Source organism: Achromobacter sp. FW305-C-30-7, assembly GCF_058783105.1.
Genome location: NZ_JBYSYI010000010.1, coordinates 34,809 through 49,789, shown reverse-complemented (window position 1 = coordinate 49,789; position 14,981 = coordinate 34,809). Strand labels below are relative to the sequence as shown.

Annotated in this window: 17 protein-coding genes; 9 read left to right on the top strand and 8 right to left on the bottom strand. The window is 67.2% G+C overall.

Annotated features, from left to right (window positions below):
• Positions 1-9: 9 nt before the first annotated feature.
• Positions 10-798 (bottom strand): 3-hydroxybutyrate dehydrogenase, encoded by a 789-nt coding sequence (locus AC3WOB_RS26070; protein WP_492276607.1) that lies wholly within the window; start codon positions 796-798, stop codon positions 10-12.
• 121 nt (positions 799-919) lie between these two features.
• Between AC3WOB_RS26070 and AC3WOB_RS26065 the strand changes: the two genes are divergently transcribed.
• The 3 genes from AC3WOB_RS26065 to AC3WOB_RS26055 all read left to right on the top strand — a co-directional run bounded on the left by AC3WOB_RS26065 (position 920) and on the right by AC3WOB_RS26055 (position 3,239).
• Positions 920-1,810, top strand: a complete 891-nt coding sequence (locus AC3WOB_RS26065) for a LysR substrate-binding domain-containing protein (RefSeq protein WP_492276606.1) — start codon at positions 920-922, stop codon at positions 1,808-1,810.
• 88 nt (positions 1,811-1,898) lie between these two features.
• On the top strand, positions 1,899-2,807 hold the full coding sequence (locus AC3WOB_RS26060; RefSeq protein ID WP_492276605.1) for an aldose epimerase family protein: 909 nt from the start codon (positions 1,899-1,901) through the stop codon (positions 2,805-2,807).
• A gap of 75 nt (positions 2,808-2,882) precedes the next feature.
• A complete protein-coding gene (locus tag AC3WOB_RS26055; RefSeq protein ID WP_013395204.1) occupies positions 2,883-3,239 on the top strand; it encodes a hypothetical protein in 357 nt (118 codons plus the stop codon).
• A gap of 51 nt (positions 3,240-3,290) precedes the next feature.
• Here the strand turns inward: AC3WOB_RS26055 and AC3WOB_RS26050 are convergent, their stop codons facing one another.
• The 3 genes from AC3WOB_RS26050 to AC3WOB_RS26040 all read right to left on the bottom strand — a co-directional run bounded on the left by AC3WOB_RS26050 (position 3,291) and on the right by AC3WOB_RS26040 (position 5,512).
• Positions 3,291-3,524 (bottom strand): hypothetical protein, encoded by a 234-nt coding sequence (locus tag AC3WOB_RS26050; protein ID WP_013395203.1) that lies wholly within the window; start codon positions 3,522-3,524, stop codon positions 3,291-3,293.
• A gap of 164 nt (positions 3,525-3,688) precedes the next feature.
• Positions 3,689-4,702 (bottom strand): zinc-binding alcohol dehydrogenase family protein, encoded by a 1,014-nt coding sequence (locus AC3WOB_RS26045; RefSeq protein ID WP_492276604.1) that lies wholly within the window; start codon positions 4,700-4,702, stop codon positions 3,689-3,691.
• Positions 4,703-4,717: 15 nt separating this feature from the next.
• Positions 4,718-5,512: an SDR family NAD(P)-dependent oxidoreductase gene (locus AC3WOB_RS26040; protein ID WP_013395201.1), complete on the bottom strand. Its 795-nt coding sequence runs from the start codon at positions 5,510-5,512 to the stop codon at positions 4,718-4,720.
• Positions 5,513-5,625: 113 nt separating this feature from the next.
• Here AC3WOB_RS26040 and AC3WOB_RS26035 point away from each other — a divergent pair, with 113 nt between their 5' ends.
• Entirely contained in the window at positions 5,626-6,528 is a 903-nt protein-coding gene (locus tag AC3WOB_RS26035; protein WP_013395200.1) for a LysR family transcriptional regulator, read from the top strand.
• Positions 6,529-6,554: 26 nt separating this feature from the next.
• Here the strand turns inward: AC3WOB_RS26035 and AC3WOB_RS26030 are convergent, their stop codons facing one another.
• Positions 6,555-7,061: a DUF6496 domain-containing protein gene (locus AC3WOB_RS26030; protein ID WP_492276603.1), complete on the bottom strand. Its 507-nt coding sequence runs from the start codon at positions 7,059-7,061 to the stop codon at positions 6,555-6,557.
• Positions 7,062-7,249: 188 nt separating this feature from the next.
• On the opposite strand from AC3WOB_RS26030, the gene AC3WOB_RS26025 reads away from it, so the two are divergent.
• Positions 7,250-7,465, top strand: a complete 216-nt coding sequence (locus tag AC3WOB_RS26025) for a dodecin (protein ID WP_013395198.1) — start codon at positions 7,250-7,252, stop codon at positions 7,463-7,465.
• An 850-nt stretch (positions 7,466-8,315) separates the two neighbouring features.
• On the opposite strand, the gene AC3WOB_RS26020 is transcribed toward AC3WOB_RS26025, so the two are convergent.
• On the bottom strand, positions 8,316-8,870 hold the full coding sequence (locus tag AC3WOB_RS26020) for an NADPH-dependent FMN reductase (protein WP_013395195.1): 555 nt from the start codon (positions 8,868-8,870) through the stop codon (positions 8,316-8,318).
• Positions 8,871-9,208: 338 nt separating this feature from the next.
• On the opposite strand from AC3WOB_RS26020, the gene AC3WOB_RS26015 reads away from it, so the two are divergent.
• Positions 9,209-9,739, top strand: a complete 531-nt coding sequence (locus AC3WOB_RS26015) for an antibiotic biosynthesis monooxygenase (protein ID WP_492276602.1) — start codon at positions 9,209-9,211, stop codon at positions 9,737-9,739.
• A 36-nt stretch (positions 9,740-9,775) separates the two neighbouring features.
• Here AC3WOB_RS26015 and AC3WOB_RS26010 read toward each other — a convergent pair whose 3' ends face one another.
• A complete protein-coding gene (locus tag AC3WOB_RS26010) occupies positions 9,776-10,483 on the bottom strand; it encodes a GntR family transcriptional regulator (protein WP_492276601.1) in 708 nt (235 codons plus the stop codon).
• Between the two features lie 362 nt (positions 10,484-10,845).
• On the opposite strand from AC3WOB_RS26010, the gene AC3WOB_RS26005 reads away from it, so the two are divergent.
• From AC3WOB_RS26005 to AC3WOB_RS25995, 3 genes are all read left to right on the top strand, one after another.
• Positions 10,846-11,757: a LysR family transcriptional regulator gene (locus tag AC3WOB_RS26005; RefSeq protein WP_492276600.1), complete on the top strand. Its 912-nt coding sequence runs from the start codon at positions 10,846-10,848 to the stop codon at positions 11,755-11,757.
• A 126-nt stretch (positions 11,758-11,883) separates the two neighbouring features.
• Complete coding sequence (locus AC3WOB_RS26000) at positions 11,884-12,555, top strand: hypothetical protein (protein WP_492276599.1); 672 nt, start codon at positions 11,884-11,886, stop codon at positions 12,553-12,555.
• Between the two features lie 45 nt (positions 12,556-12,600).
• Positions 12,601-13,920, top strand: coding sequence for an MFS transporter (locus AC3WOB_RS25995; protein ID WP_013395190.1), 1,320 nt, complete (start codon positions 12,601-12,603; stop codon positions 13,918-13,920).
• Positions 13,921-13,975: 55 nt separating this feature from the next.
• Here AC3WOB_RS25995 and AC3WOB_RS25990 read toward each other — a convergent pair whose 3' ends face one another.
• On the bottom strand, positions 13,976-14,971 hold the full coding sequence (locus AC3WOB_RS25990) for a D-2-hydroxyacid dehydrogenase (protein ID WP_492276598.1): 996 nt from the start codon (positions 14,969-14,971) through the stop codon (positions 13,976-13,978).
• Positions 14,972-14,981: the final 10 nt, after the last annotated feature.

Below are 14,981 nucleotides of genomic sequence, written 5' to 3'. Positions count from 1 at the left end.
GCTGCGGCTTCAGGCTGCGGTGGTGCCGCCGTCCATGGCCCAGGCCACGCCGCGGACTTCGTCGGCGTCGGGCGAGCAGAAGAATTCGCACAGGCCGGCAATCTGTTCCAGGGTGACGAACTTGCCCGAAGGCTGGCGCAGGCCGAGCAGCTTGTTTGTGGCCGCGGCATTGTCCAGCCCTTCGCGTTCGGCCAGCGCGTCGATCTGCTTCTGCACCAGCGGCGTGTGTACCCAGCCGGGGCAGATGGCGTTGCAGGTGATGGCGGTCTGCGCGGTTTCCAGCGCCACGGATTTGGTCAGGCCGATCAGGCCGTGCTTGGTGGCGTTGTAGCCGGTCTTGCCGGCGCGGCCGCGCAAGCCGCTGATGGACGCCATGTTGACGATGCGGCCCCAGTTGCGCGCGCGCATGGCCGGCAGCGCGGTGCGCATGGTGTGGAAGCTGGCCGACAGATTGACTGCGATCATGTCGTCCCACTTGTCGACCGGAAAGGCTTCGATCTGGCTCACATGCTGGATGCCGGCGTTGTTGACCAGGATATCCAGCGCGCCATAGACCTGGTTCAGCTCGGCCATCATGGCTTCGATCTCGGACGGCTTGCGCAGGTCGCAGGGCTGGAAGCGGACCGGCACGCCATAGGTGTCGCGGAACTCGGCGCAAAGCGCATCGGCTGCGGCAGCGTCGGCCAAGCCATTGAGCACCAGCGTCGCGCCGGAGCGCGCCAGGCGCCGCGCCACGGCCAGGCCGATGCCGCTGGTCGAACCGGTTACCAGGGCCACCCGCCCCGAAAGATCAGCCATGCTTGTCTCCACGCTGTGTGTTTATTGGATGCGTGGCAGGTTAGGGCTTGGGGATTGAGTCGTCCAATTTATTATCGGAACATCATTTATATTCATGGAATATCAATAACCGATACCCGACATGGAACTGCGCCACCTGCATAGCTTCATGGTCCTTGCCACGGAACTGAACTTCACCCGCGCCGCCCTGCGCTTGCACATCGCCCAACCGCCTTTGAGCCAGCGCATCCGCGAACTGGAAGAGGAACTGGGCGTGAAGCTGTTCGACCGCAGCACGCGCAAGGTCGCGCTGACGGTGGCGGGTCGCGTGTTCCTGGACAGCATCCAGCCCATGTTCCGGCAGCTGGACGGCGCGGTGGAGGCCTGCCGCAAGGCCGGCCGGGGCGAGACCGGCAGTCTGCGGCTGGGCTATACCGGACGCGCCAGCCATGTGCGCCTGCCGGGGCTGGTGCGCGACTGCCGGCGCCTATACAGCGATATCGCGCTGGACATCCAGGGGCCGCTGCCGACTGGCGAACTGCGTCTGAAACTGCTGGACGGCACGCTGGATGCGGCGCTGTGCTTTCTGCCCCTGGAGGGCAAACATATCGTGTCGCACGGGTTCATGCTTAGCGAGTTCTCCATCGCGCTGGCCGACGCGCATCCGCTGGCGAGCAAGGCGGACCTGGGCGTCGCGGATCTTGCGCAAGAGCCGTTCATCGCCTATCCCTCGGGCAAGGGCTTCCACCTGCGCGGCGCCATGGACGCCATCTGCCTGGAGGCGGGTTTCCTGCCGCGCGTGGTGCGGGAAACGGAAGCGTCCCAGACCCTGCTGTGCCTGGTCGCGGCCGGCACCGGCGTGGCCATCATTCCGCGGGACATCGAGTCCCTCAACATGGAGGGCGTGGTGTTCCGCCCGTTGCCGGCGGACGCGCCCAAGCTGCAGCATGGCATCGCCTGGCTGGAGACTAATCGGAATCCTGCGTTGAGCCGGCTGCTGGCGTTGTGCGGCGTCGAAGCCGAGGCGGGATGAGGCGTCCGGCAGTCGCTTGCGCCCGCCAGTCCGGGGACGGCACAATCGCAGCGCGCGGCCCCGTTTCCGCCGCCGGAGTTTCATTCAAATGCAGGCTTTATCCGTCCCGGCCACGCTCGACGCCAGCGAGCGCATCACCATCGCCAGCGGCCCGCACCAGGCCGAATTTGCGCCGGGCGGCGGCGGTCGCCTGACCCGGCTGTCCACGGGTGCGCACGACTGGATCGTGCCGCTGACCGACACGCAATGGCCCGCCGGGAGCTGGCCGCGGGCAGGCTCATATCCGCTGGCGCCGTACTCCAACCGCATCCGCGACGGCGTGTTCACTTTCAACGGCGCCAGGCACGCGTTGCAATCCGTGCCCGGCCGGCCTCATGCGATCCATGGCGCGGGCCTGTATCAGGCATGGAGCGTGCGCAGCCTGAGCGCGGACAGCGTCGACCTGGTGTTGGCGCAGCCCGCCGGCGTGCTGGGCTGGCCCTGGCCCTTCGAATGCGTGCAGCGCTATCAGCTGGACGCGCGCGGCCTGAGCGTGGCGCTGTCCATCGTCAATCTGGGCGACACGTCCATGCCCTGCGGTCTGGGGCTGCATCCTTATTTCACGGCCGAGCGCGTCACGCTGCATGCGCGCCGCGAGTGGACCGCGGACGCGGAGGGACTGCCTGCCGGCAGCAAGGCCGTGCACGTGCGCGAACTGCGGCGTTCGGCCAGCGGCTGCGATACCTATTTGTCGCAATGGGAAGGGCGGGCCACCCTGCATTGGCCAGATGGGCATCAGTTGTCGCTGCATGCCGATCCGGCCTTTGCGCACCTGGTGGTGTACACGGCGGCGGGCTCGGAGTTCCTGTGCGTGGAGCCGGTCACCAATGTGGCGGACGCGTTCAACCTGGCGGCGGGCGGCGAGACGCGCACCGGCATGCGGGTGCTGGAACCGGGCGCGCGCTTCAGCGCGACCGCGTTGCTGGGCCTGGAGCCGCCCCGGGCGGCGCGTTCCTGATGGTTGCAAGCGGCGCTTGGAAAGCGCCGCTGCCTGCGGCGATAATCCGGGCAAACCAAGATCAGGAGTCCTCGAATGAAAAAGCTCAGCACCGAACAATTGCAGGCCGCAGCCGAGACCCTGCGCCGCGTGCAGGCCAGGCTGGCGCGCGCCGGCAACCTGCCGCTTGAGCCCACCCTCTACGCCTGCGCGCAAGGATTCCGCCGCAACGTGCCCGATTACCTGTGGTCCTGGCTGTCGGGCCTGCTGGCGCCGCACAAGAGCCTGGGCGCGTGGATGGATGCGCATCAGCCGGGCTGGCGCAGCGGCAAGACGCCCGCCGCGGTGGTTTACGCGCGCAGCGAAAACGGCTGGTTGGAGTGGCTGATCGCCGAACTGGAGGCCGAGATCAACGATCCTCATGCCCGCGCCAAGCGGGAAGGGCGCGCCTGACGGCGTGCACGCGAGGCGCCTGCGGTCCGGACCGCAGGCTTGCCTGCCGCCTCAGGCCCGCTCGGGGCGCGAGCGGCGCAGCAGCAGGAACAGAAGTTCCAGCACGGCGGCCGCCAGCAAGGCGGCCAGCACCGAACCCAGCACCAGCGCGTCCCACAGGCGCGGCGGGCCTACGCGGAACTGGATGGTGTCGAAGACCAGCCCCGCCGTGATGCCGGCGACGATGACGGCCTTCCAGCCTTGCAGGGGCGCCAGCCTCAGCATCAGCAGGGTAAAGGCCACCATACCCCAGAGCAGGGGTTCAAGCGTCTGATTGAGAATGTGGTCGAGCAGAAGAGACTCCCGATGGCGTTGCGCATGCGATTGCGCGCAGTCGAGTTTGTACTGCTTTCTGCTTGCAATTGCGAGATGCCCCGCCGCGGTTGGCGGCGAGGCATGGCGCGGGCTACCTAGAAACCTTCCAGCACGATCTTCCCCTGCGCCTTGCCGCTTTCGATGAAGGCGTGGGCGCGGCGCAGGTTCTCGGCGTTGATCTTGCCGTAGTGCGCGCCCAGCGTGGTGCGCAATGTGCCTTCGTCGATCAGGCGGGCGGCCTGATTCAGCAGTTCGTGCTGCGCGATCATGTCGGGCGTGCCGTGCAGCGGGCGTGCGAACATGAACTCCCAATGCAGCGACGCCGACTTGGATTTGAGCAGGCGCACGTCGATCGCGGCGGGATCGTCGATCAAGGCGATCTTGCCTTGCGGCGCGATCGCTTCGGCCATCTGCGCGAAGTGCTGATCGGTCTGGGTCAGGCCGGCGATGTGGCTGACGTGCTGGAAGCCGATGCGCTTGAGTTCGGCGGCCAGCAGCTGGCTGTGGTCGATGACGTGATGCGCGCCCAGTTCGCGTACCCAGGCCTGAGTTTCTGGTCGCGAGGCGGTGCCGATCACCGTCAGGCCGGTCAGCTGGCGCGCCAGCTGCACCAGGATGGATCCCACGCCGCCTGCGGCGCCGATGACCAGCAGGCTGCCCTGGCTGGGCGCGCCGTTATCCAGCACGCGCAGCCGGTCGAACAGCAGTTCCCAGGCGGTGATGGTGGTGAGCGGCAGCGCCGCGGCCTGGGCAAAGTCCAGGCTGGCGGGCATGCGGCCGACGATGCGCTCGTCGACCGCATGCAGCTCGCTGTTGGCCCCGGGGCGGTTCAACGCGCCCGCATACCAGACGCGGTCGCCGGGCTTGAAGAGGCTGGTCTTGGCGCCCACCGCGCGCACGATGCCGGCGGCATCCCAGCCTATGACCTCGGGCTGGCCGTCCTTGGGCTTGCGGTTGGCGCGGATCTTCACGTCCACCGGGTTGACCGAAATGGCGCGGACCTCGACCAGCAGGTCGCGCTCGCCGGGTACGGGGTCGGCGAGGGTGATGTCCTGCAGCGCTTCGGGGTGGTCGGCGGGCAGGTTCTTGAAGTAGGCGATGGCTTTCATGGGTTCAGGCCGTGATCAGATGATGGAGCGCACGACGCCGCCGTCCACGCGCAGCGCGGCGCCATTGGTGGCCGCGGCTTGCGTCGAGCAGGTGTAGACGACCATGTTGGCCACTTCTTCCACCGTGGCCAGGCGCCGCAGCAGCGAAGTGGGGCGGTGCTGGGCGATGAAGTCGCGTTCCATCTGGTCTTGCGTCACGCCTTGCTCCTTGGCCATTTCTGCGAAGAAGTCCGACACGCCTTCCGAACGCGTGGGGCCGGGCAGCACGGCATTGACGGTGACGCCGGTGCCGGCGGTCAATTCGGCCAGCCCGCGCGACACGCCCAGCAAGGCGGTCTTGCTGACGCCGTAGTGGATCATTTCCGCGGGGATCTGCACGCCGGATTCGCTGGAGATGAAGACCATGCGGCCCCAGCCGGCGGCCAGCATGCGCGGCAGGTAATAGCGCGACAGGCGCACGCCGCTCATGACGTTGGTGTCCAGCATGTATTGCCAGTCGTCGTCCGTGATTTCGGTAAAGGACTTGGGCGCGAAGTAGCCGGCGTTGTTGACCAGGATATCCACGTCGGGATGGGCGGCCGAGACCGCGGCCGCGCCGTCGGCGGTGGCGAGGTCGGCCTGCACGGTGCTCACGCGGGCAGCGGGAAACTGCTGCGCGAGCGAGGCGGCGGCCTGCGCCAGCTTGTCGGCGCTGCGGCCGTGCAGCACGACTTCGGCGCCGGCCTCGGCCAGGCCCGCGGCGATGGCCAGGCCGATGCCGCCGGACGATCCGGTGACCAGGGCCTTCTTGCCGTTCAGTTCGATTTTCATGGGGTGGCTCCTTGCGTGTCGGGGGAATGCAGCCATGATTACCCAGTCCAGAGCGGGGAAAAAGCGGCTAGCATCGCACTCAGTTTCAATAATTTTTTGAAAATGAGGCCGGCATGGTGCGCTTCGAGGATCTGAGGATATTCATGGCGGCGGCGGACCAGGGCAGCTTTTCCGCCGCCGCGCGCGAACTGGACCTGACGCCCGCCGTCGCCAGCGCGGCGCTCAAGCGCCTGGAACTGGCCCTGGAGGCGCGCCTGTTCGTGCGTTCGACGCGCAGTCTCAGGCTGACCAGCGACGGCGAACGCTATCTGGAGCATGCCCGCTCGGCGCTGTCGGCGCTGGAAGCGGGCCGCAACGCCGTGGCGCGCAACAAGACGGAGATCTCCGGCACCCTGTCCTTGTCCATCCCGTCCGACCTGGGCCGCCACGTGCTGCTGCCGTGGCTGGACGAGTTCCAGGAGCGGCATCCGCGCGTCAACCTTCAGGTGCGCATCAGCGACCGCCTGGCAGACCTGTACCGGCAGCCGGTCGATCTGGCGGTGCGCTATGGCACGCCGAACGACTCCGGGCTGGTGGCGCTGCCGCTGTCCGAGCACAACCGCCGCGTCGTCTGCGCTTCGCCCGCCTATCTGGCGCGCCATGGCGTGCCGCAAGTGCCCGATGACCTGCGCCGCCACAACTGCCTGTCCTTCGTGCTGGGCGAAACCCTGCATGACCGCTGGGCCTTCAGGCACGAGGGCGCCGCGCTCACCGTCCCGGTCAAGGGGGACCGCGTGGGCGATGACGGCGAACTGGTGCGCCGATGGGCGCTGGCCGGCCATGGCCTGGCCTACAAATCGCGCTATGACGTGCTGGCCGATCTGCGGGCGGGCCGGCTCATCGAAGTCCTGGCCGACTACACCAGCGAGCCCTCGCCGCTGTATCTGCTGTGCGTGCACCGCATGCTGCTGTCGCCGGCGGTCAAGCGCCTGCGCGAGTTCCTGCACGAGCGCTTCAAGGCGTTCGAGGCCGGCTAGCCCGGCCTCACAGATCGCCTTACGCCTCAATGCGCATGGCTGGCCCGCTGGTTCGCCGCGCGCGTGCGGGCGGCCTTCTTCGCGGCTGCGGAACGTCCCGCAGCGCCCTTGGTGGCGGCAGCCTTTTTGGCCGCGGCCGAGCGGGCGGCGGCACTACGCTTGGATGCCGAGGTGCTGGCCTGTCGCGACAAGGCGGTGCGCGACGCGGGCTTGGCGCTTTCCTTCTTCAGGGCGGTGGTGGTGGCCTTGGCGCGTTTGGTGGACTTGGCATGTCCGTCATGGGCCGCATCGCTGTCCTGCTTGGCTTTGCGCTTGGTTGCGGCGCTGGCCTTCTTGGGCGTGGGCAGCGCCACGCCAGCGCGGCGCGCCTTGGACAGCCCGATCGCGATGGCCTGCTTGGTGGAGCGCACGCCGTGCTTGCCTTCGCGCACGTGTTCGATTTCCTCGCGCACGAATTCTCCGGCCTGCGTGGAAGCGGATTTTCCTTGGCGTTTGTCGCGCGCCGCTCGTTCCAGGGTTTTTCGTTCAGGCATGACGACACCTCCTTGCTTGCGTTGCGGGAACGCGCTCCGCCGCGCCGAGGCCGGTGCGACGGAACTCGTAACACCACTCTAGCGCCGTGGGCGTATGCTGTGTGTTCGAATGGATTGCCGGTCGTAAGCGCCGGAACACCGCCGCCAGGCCGACGATGCACGACTCACCCCCTAAGCGGAGACGAGCTATGTCGAATCATGTCTACAAGCAGATCGAACTGGTGGGCTCTTCCACCAAGTCCACCGACGATGCCATCGCCCAGGCCATTGCGCGCGCGTCCGAGACGCTACGCAACCTGGATTGGTTCGAAGTCACCGAAGTGCGCGGCCACATCAAGGACGGCAAGGTGGCGCACTGGCAGGTCGGCTTGAAGATAGGCATGCGGCTGGAAGGGAACGAGTGAGTCCGCTTGCTGCTCCTTTCTTGAGCACACCTTCCAAGTGATTGTCGGATAAAGGTTTTTTCAGCTTGTTATCCGACTGTGCAGAGGCTTGTCCACATTCGGTGGGGACAAGCCTGTCTCGCTTTCGTCTCCCGCCGTCCTCTATCGTCGCGGCATCGCCGGGCCGGGGGACTTGAGCGTTTCTTGAGCGGCCCCTGCAAGTGCTTGGCCTGTAAGGCATTTTGCAGGCTGCCCTCATACTGTCCTCAGGCTTATCCACATTTGCCGGGGACAACCGGGGCACGTCGATACGGCGTTTGAGCCATTCTTGACCACCCCTTGCAGACGCTTGATATGCAAGGGGATTTCCGACCTGCCCTCATACTGTCCTCATGCTTTTCCACAGAACGCGGGGACAAATGCACATTGCCTTGCGGTTGCGGCGCAAGTCCGCCGGTTCATCCCGATTTCAGTGGATAAGTGGGCCAAAAATCATCCAAAAGGATGATTGCGCAATTTTTGATCGGCACTTGCAAGTGCCTGGCGGAAAAGGGGATTTTCACTATGCCCCAAGGCTGTCCTCAACCTTCTCCACAGATGGCGGGGATAAGTGTGAGCCGCAGTATGTGAGCCCCCACGCCGCACTCGCTGCGCTCGCTTGCTGCCCCCCGAGGGGGCTGGCCCGCCTTGGGGCGGCCCGGCGGCGGGCCGGCCCTCGAGCTGCGCTGGCTGCGCACAGTGGCTGCCGGATTCTCCGGTAATGCTCAATGAACCAAAAAAAGCCCCCCGACGTATCGGGGGGCTGGATCGCCCGGAGGTAGACGGGCGATCTCTGCCGGCCGGGAGGAGCCCGCGCCGGCAGCGGCGGCGATCAGGCGTTGAACTTCTTGATCCAGTCCACGTAGCGGTCCACCCAGCCTTGCAGGAATTTGCGGGTGCCTTCGTTGGTGATGTTGTACTGGTCGTCGACCAGGCCTTCCGTGAATTGCAGGAAGACTTCCGGCGTGGTCAGTGCATTGGCGCCCTCGGCGGCCAGGATGTTGCGCAGGTGCTGCTGCATCAGGGCGGTGCCGGCGGCGCTGGGCGAGGTGCCGACGATGCCGACGGCCTTGCCGGTCCAGGAGTTCTGGCCCCAGGGACGCGAACCCCAGTCGATGGCGTTCTTGATGGCAGCCGGCACGGAGCGGTTGTGCTCGGGCGAAACGAACAGGATGCCCTGGGCGTCGGCGATCTGCTGCTTGAGCTTGGCGGCGGGGGCGGGCAGGTTGTTCTCGTTGTCCTGGTTATAGAGCGGCACGTCGCCCAGGCTCACGTATTCGAACTTGAAGTCCGCGGGCACCAGCTTTTCCAGCGCGCGGGCCAGCCGCAGGTTGAACGAGGCAGCGCGCAGGCTTCCGACGAAAACGGCAATCTTATAGGTGCTCATGGGGCGCAGGCTCCAAGGGGTGGACGGGGAATCTCAGTGTAGACCTGTACGCAGGCACGCTCAATCACGATCGCGGATATGGTTATTCAGGATCATGACGCCCTGATGTCGTCGCAGCTCTGGCCGCGAGAGGCACCAGCGTGGTGCGGAATGCGGGTGCTTCACCATAGTGGTGTGCCACGCGGTGCGCAGTCTCGCTCGCCGCAACCCGGTCGCATGCCATGGCGGGGCCGCAGCGAAGGCAGACAGTCCTGGCATGCCGCTTGCTAGGGTTAATACTGCGTTGATACTGCATGAGTACCGCATAACAAGCTGCGCGCCGTCCCAGGAGTTCCGTCATGTCCAGTCCCGCCCCGATCACCTTGTTGGTCACCCGGCGCATCACCCCCGAACGCTATGGCGATTTCCTGTCCTGGATGCGCCAGGGCGAAATCCTCGCCGCAGGCTTTCCAGGCTTTCTCGGCTCTGGCGTGCTGCAGCCGCCGGAGGGCGGAGACCAGTATCAGATCGTGCTGCGCTTTGCCGACGCGGCTAGCCTCGGCCGCTGGGAAAACTCCCTGCCGCGCCGCATGTGGCTGGAACGCGGCGCGGCGCTGGTGCGCGCCAGCCACGAGCGCCGCGTCAGCGGCACGGACGATTGGTTCGCGCCCAGGACCAGCGCGCCGCCGCGTTGGAAACAGGCCGTCAGCATCTGGCTGGCTTATTTTCCGGTGCTGCTGGCGTTTTCCATTCTGGCCAGCGAACAGCTGAGCCTTCTGCCGGTGTTCTGGCGCGTGCTGATCACCAGCGTGGCCCTGACGCCGGTCATGGTGTACCTCTGCATGCCCCTGGTGTTCCGCCTGCTGCATCGCTGGCTGCGCGCGGGCTGAGGCGCGGTGGGCGCGCACCGCCCGCGTGGGCAGACGTCATGCCGCGCGTGCGCCGCGGGCGGCATGCAGGCGGTGCAGCGTGATCTCACGCGCCGCGGCCTGGCTGCCCTGGATATGCACGTGCAGCAGCGCCATCGCGCGTGGCGCGTCGCCGGCCAGCGCGGCTTCGAGTGTGGCGGCGTGCTCTTCGTAAACCTTGCCGATGCGCTCGGGCATCGTGAATGCCAAACGGTGCACGATGCGAAGGCGTTCGGTGGCGGCGCGATGCACTCGTGCGATCTCCGGGTTGCCGGCGGCGGCGACCAGATCAATGTGGAAGCGCTCGTCCAGATCCGCCAGCCGCTCGCAATCGCTCGAGCGCTCGCTTTCGTCGACCAGCCAGAGGTCGGCCAACGGGCGCAGCGCGCGCTGCCGCCCAGTGGCGCTGGCGGACACGCACAGCGCCTGCACGGCGGCCGCTTCCAGCACGCTGCGCAGCTCGTAGAAGTGGTCTAGCGTGTTGAAGTCCAGCGGCTTGACCAACCAGCCGTTGCGCTGCCGCACCTCCAGATAGCCTTCGCGCTCCAGGCGGAACAGGGCTTCTCGCACCGGCGTGCGGCTGACCTGGAGGCGGTCGGCGATTTCGGTTTCGGTAAAGCGGTCGCCCGGCGCCAGCCGGAAGTCCAGGATGTCCCGCTTCAGCGTGCCGTATGCGGTATCGGCCAGCGTGCGCGGTATGTCGATGATGGCAAAGGCGGTTCCCATGTTGTGGCCTCGGATCGGTGGCTCAACGAGCGCGGGGAGCGTTGACGGCGGCGGACGCGTTGCGGCGGATCATGTGGGACTCCTGGTGTGCGCGGAAAGCGGCGCTGGTGGACAAGCTGGCATACCAGGCATCAAGCAAGAGCCGTGCCAACTGCCGGCCGTTAGGCCGGCGCGCGGGAGCGGGCCAGGCGGCCCCGCGCTGGTGCCGCGCCTGAGCCACTTTGGTGCGCGACGCACCATTGATGCGGACACACCGCAGCCCATGCCGCGTCCGGCCTTATGGCGGTAGCATGTGGAGGGATCGGAGCTTGCCGCTCCGGGGTTCTGAACCCTTGCGCGATGCCTTGCCGCGTCGTACCGAGATGAATACGCGTTTTGTCGAAGCCTTTCTGTGGTCGGCGCGCCTGGGCAGTTTCCGGGCGGCAAGCGACCGCCTGCACATCACCCAGGCCGCCGTGGCCAATCGCATCGCCTCGCTGGAAGAGGACATCGGCGCGCGCCTGTTCGAGCGCGACGCCAAGGAACTCAGGCTGACCGCCACCGGCACCCGGCTGCTGGACTACGGCGAGCGGCTGCTGGAGATCCGCCAGCAGATCCTGTCGCTGGGCAAGGGCGGCGACGAGGTCTTCGGCCTGGTGCGCATCGGCGCCATCGAGACCGTGGTGCATACCTGGCTGATCGGCTTCCTGACCAATCTGCGCTCCACCTATCCGGGCATCGAAGTGCAGCTCACGTCCGAGACCACGCGGGCCCTGCACCGCGGCCTGCGCGAAGGGACGCTCGACATCGCGTTGCAGACCGATCTGCTGAACGACAGCGGCATCATCAGCACTACCTGCCTGCCCATGGAGATGGGCTGGGTCGGGCCGGCCGGCGACGAGGAAGCGCTGACCGCGCAGCAACTGCTGAGCGAGCCGGTGCTGACCATGAGTCCGGGATCGCAACCGCATGAAGCGCTCAAGGCCCTGTACCGCGAAGTCGGCATGCCGCAGGGCAAGGTGCATTGCGTCAGTTCGATCTCCGCGCTGGCGCGGCTGGTGCGCAGCGGCTTCGGCCGCGCGCTGGTGCCGCTGCCGCCCATCTACGAGTACGTGGCGCGCGGCGAAGTGCAGATCATCCGCTGCGACATTCCGGTGCCGCCCCAGCTGCTGGTGGTGAGCTATCTGGAAAGCGCCGGGTCGGATGCGATCCGGCTGGTGGCCGAGCTCGCCAGCCGCGCTTCGGACCAGTTCACCTCCTCGGTCACCGCGCCGCGATTGGGCTCGGCGCAATAGTGTTATCCCTAGGGCGTCTTTCAGTAATTCTGTTGCCGCGCAGAAAAATTACTCGTTTGTCCGCCGCCAGTCGGCCGGCTGAAGATGGAGCCTTCCGCAATCGAAGGAATTTCCTGTCTTCCGCCCATGAGCACGCACACCGAATCCTCTCTCCCGCCTCACGGCCTGCTGTTCGTCGCTACTGACGCCGACCCCGCCCACGACGCCGATTTCAACCGCTGGTACGACCGCGAGCACGTGGAAGAGCGCGTGCGCATCCCCGGCTTCCTGTCGGGCGCGCGTTACCTGTCGCGGCAGGGCGGCCGTAAGTACCTGGGCCTGTACCGCACCGAATCGCTGGCGGCCTTCACTACGTCCGATTACCGCGCGGCGTTCGAACGCCAGACCGCATGGTCGGTGACCAACCTGGACCGGATGCGCGATCCCATGCGCCGCGTCTGCGCCGTGCGGGCCGTGACCGGCTTCGGTTCCGGCAGCGAACTCGTGGTCCTGCCGCTGCCGGCGACTGGCGACGGCGAGGCGCAGGTCGTCCGGGCCAGCGCGCTGGGCGCCCAGCTGGCAGAGGCCGACGGCTTCGTGCAGTCCTATCTGCTGGTGCCGGATGCGGCGCTCAGCACGCCCCTGCCGCGCGAGTCCGCCGAGAACCGCGTGCTGGCGCCCCTGTTCGTGGTGGAGGCGAGCTCCGCGGCGGCCGCGCATGCCTTGCGCGACCAGGCCTGCAGCGCTTTCGATACCGATCCGTCCGGCGCCTGGCTGCTGGAACTGGGCTGGAAGCTGACGGCTGGCGACCTGCGCTAAGCCCGTCGTGGCCTGGCAGCAAACATTACATTCAAGGGGAACCCTATGGCTGAAGAAACCTTGTACGACGCCGCGGCGATCAAGACCGCTGCGGCGCCCAACAAGATGCGCAGGCTGGCTCTGGCCAGTTCGGTCGGCACCACGCTGGAGTGGTACGACTTCACCATCTACAACCTGATGGCGGCGTTGGTATTCAACTCCATCTTCTTTCCGTCCTTCGACCCGCTGACGGGCACCATCCTGGCTTTTTCCACTTATGCCGTGGGTTACGTGTCGCGGCCGCTGGGCGGCTTTGTCTTCGGGCATCTGGGCGACCGGCTGGGGCGCAAGTTCGTCCTGGTCGCCACCCTGGTCATCATGGGCATTTCCACCGGCCTGATGGGGCTGTTGCCGACCTACGCGTCCTGGGGCGTGTGGGCGCCGGTGGCGCTGGTGGCCTTGCGCTTCGTGCAGGGCGTGGCCCTGGGCGGCGAATGGGCCGGCGCGGTGCTGCTGTCGATGGAGCACGGCAAGCCGGACCAGCGTGGGCGCAACGCTTCGTTCACGCAGATCGGACCGTCCTGCGGCACGCTGATAGGCACGGGCTTCATCGCGGCGGTCTCGGCCTTCCTCAGCCCCGAGGACTTCCAGGCCTGGGGCTGGCGCCTGCCGTTCGTCTCCAGCGTGGCGCTGGTGCTGTTCGGCCTGTGGCTGCGCCGCGGCGTTGAAGAGACGCCTGTATTCCTGGAAATGGAACAGAAGCGCGAAACCGCCGCCACTCCCATCAAGGAAGTGCTGGGACAGTACTGGCGCCAGCTGCTGATCGCCGGCGGCTCGCGCATCGGTTCCGACGTGCTCTATGCGCTGGTGGTGGTGTTCACGCTGACTTATGTGACGACGGTGCTGCACCTGTCGCGGCCGATGGCCCTGACTGCCACCATGCTGGGGGCTGCGCTGAACGCGCTTGCGGTGCCGTTGTGCGGGCATCTGTCCGACAAGATCGGCCGGCGTCCGGTGTACCTGGCAGGTGCGGTGCTGGGCATGATCTGGGCCTTCGTCTTCTTCGTGCTGATGGACACCGCGCATCCCATCGCCATCTGCGCGGCGGTTGTAGTGGGCTTGCTGATCCACGCGCTGATGTACGGCCCGCAGGCCGCATTCGTCACCGAGCAGTTCCCGGGCCGCGTGCGCTATGCGGGGTCTTCGCTGGCATACACGCTGGCCGGCATCGTTGGCGGCGGGTTCGCGCCGCTGATCATCGCCAGCCTGTTCAAGTCCTGGAACTCGACCTTTGCGATCTCGCTGTACGTGGCGGCGGCATTGGCGGTGACGGCGGTGGCGGTGCTGGCCGCAAGGGAAACGGCCAAGTCTCCCTTGCAGCGCTGAGGTTACTGAATGGCCTGTCGCCGTCCTGACCTGCGTCCGGGTGGCGACAGGCCATTCAGGCAATGCTGCGATGGGCCAGCGGCTCGTCTGCGAGCCAGCGATTGAGGTTGTCGACGAACAGGGCGCGCACGCGCGCGGCATTGCCGTCCGAGAACCCGGCGCTGTGCGGCGTGACGATGACGTTGGGCAGATCCCACAGTGCGGAATCCGGCGGCAGCGGTTCATGCTGGAACACGTCCAGGAAGGCGCCGCCCAGGCGCTGGGTGCTTAGCGCCGCGATCAGTTCGGGCTCGTCGATCACGTGGCCGCGGGCCACGTTGACCACCATGGCATGAGCGGGCAGCGCGGCGAGCGCCTCGCGGCCGACCAGGTTGCGCGTGACGGGCGTGAGCGGGCAGGCCAGCACCAGCCAATCGGCGGCGGGCAGCAGGGACGGCAGTTCGCTGTAGCTCACGGTATGGCGGGCCTGCGGCACGGACGCGCCGCTATGGCGCGCGACCGAAATTTCCAGCCCGAGCGCGCCCAGCAGCGCGCCGATGCGCTGGCCTATGCCGCCCCAGCCCACCACCACGGCATGCTGGCCGGCCAGGTCCCGGGGCGTGCGCCCATCCAGCAGCGGACGCCAGGCGCGGTCGCGCTGGTCGGCGGCCAGCAGCGGCAGGCGGCGCGCCAGCGCCAGCACGCCCGCGATGGCGCTCTGGGCAACCACCGGATCGCTGGCGCCTTGCGAGGTCGTGACCGCCACGCCGCGCCCGAGCAGGCTCTGGTAGATCTCGCGGTCGGCGCCGGCCGAGTGCACGTGCACCCAGCGCAGCGCCGGCGCATGCCGCATCGCCTCGTAATACAGCGCGGTGGATGGCTGGATTTCGAACTTGGTCGAATGGCCCGTGATGTCGCGCGAGACGAAGGCGGCCTTGGCCGTCATGGGCTGGCCCGCCACGGGATGGACCAGTGCATAGCGGCCAGCGGCCGGCGTACGGTCCAGCGCCAGGCGCAATGGCGAGGCTTCGGCCGGCGAGCACAGGATGCGGATGTCGGAACCTTGGGTCATGGCGCCGGCT

Excerpts from the sequence above, each read along its gene's own strand:
- AC3WOB_RS26045 (WP_492276604.1), bottom strand. The coding sequence starts at position 4,702 with ATGAAAGCCATCGCCTACTTCAAGAACCTGCCCGCCGACCACCCCGAA.
- AC3WOB_RS26060 (WP_492276605.1), top strand. The coding sequence starts at position 1,899 with ATGCAGGCTTTATCCGTCCCGGCCACGCTCGACGCCAGCGAGCGCATC.
- AC3WOB_RS26015 (WP_492276602.1), top strand. The coding sequence starts at position 9,209 with ATGTCCAGTCCCGCCCCGATCACCTTGTTGGTCACCCGGCGCATCACC.
- AC3WOB_RS26020 (WP_013395195.1), bottom strand. The coding sequence starts at position 8,870 with ATGAGCACCTATAAGATTGCCGTTTTCGTCGGAAGCCTGCGCGCTGCC.
- AC3WOB_RS26070 (WP_492276607.1), bottom strand. The coding sequence starts at position 798 with ATGGCTGATCTTTCGGGGCGGGTGGCCCTGGTAACCGGTTCGACCAGC.
- AC3WOB_RS26030 (WP_492276603.1), bottom strand. The coding sequence starts at position 7,061 with ATGCCTGAACGAAAAACCCTGGAACGAGCGGCGCGCGACAAACGCCAA.
- AC3WOB_RS26025 (WP_013395198.1), top strand. The coding sequence starts at position 7,250 with ATGTCGAATCATGTCTACAAGCAGATCGAACTGGTGGGCTCTTCCACC.
- AC3WOB_RS26035 (WP_013395200.1), top strand. The coding sequence starts at position 5,626 with ATGGTGCGCTTCGAGGATCTGAGGATATTCATGGCGGCGGCGGACCAG.
- AC3WOB_RS26010 (WP_492276601.1), bottom strand. The coding sequence starts at position 10,483 with ATGGGAACCGCCTTTGCCATCATCGACATACCGCGCACGCTGGCCGAT.
- AC3WOB_RS26065 (WP_492276606.1), top strand. The coding sequence starts at position 920 with ATGGAACTGCGCCACCTGCATAGCTTCATGGTCCTTGCCACGGAACTG.
- AC3WOB_RS25995 (WP_013395190.1), top strand. The coding sequence starts at position 12,601 with ATGGCTGAAGAAACCTTGTACGACGCCGCGGCGATCAAGACCGCTGCG.
- AC3WOB_RS26050 (WP_013395203.1), bottom strand. The coding sequence starts at position 3,524 with ATGGTGGCCTTTACCCTGCTGATGCTGAGGCTGGCGCCCCTGCAAGGC.
- AC3WOB_RS26040 (WP_013395201.1), bottom strand. The coding sequence starts at position 5,512 with ATGAAAATCGAACTGAACGGCAAGAAGGCCCTGGTCACCGGATCGTCC.
- AC3WOB_RS25990 (WP_492276598.1), bottom strand. The coding sequence starts at position 14,971 with ATGACCCAAGGTTCCGACATCCGCATCCTGTGCTCGCCGGCCGAAGCC.
- AC3WOB_RS26005 (WP_492276600.1), top strand. The coding sequence starts at position 10,846 with ATGAATACGCGTTTTGTCGAAGCCTTTCTGTGGTCGGCGCGCCTGGGC.
- AC3WOB_RS26000 (WP_492276599.1), top strand. The coding sequence starts at position 11,884 with ATGAGCACGCACACCGAATCCTCTCTCCCGCCTCACGGCCTGCTGTTC.
- AC3WOB_RS26055 (WP_013395204.1), top strand. The coding sequence starts at position 2,883 with ATGAAAAAGCTCAGCACCGAACAATTGCAGGCCGCAGCCGAGACCCTG.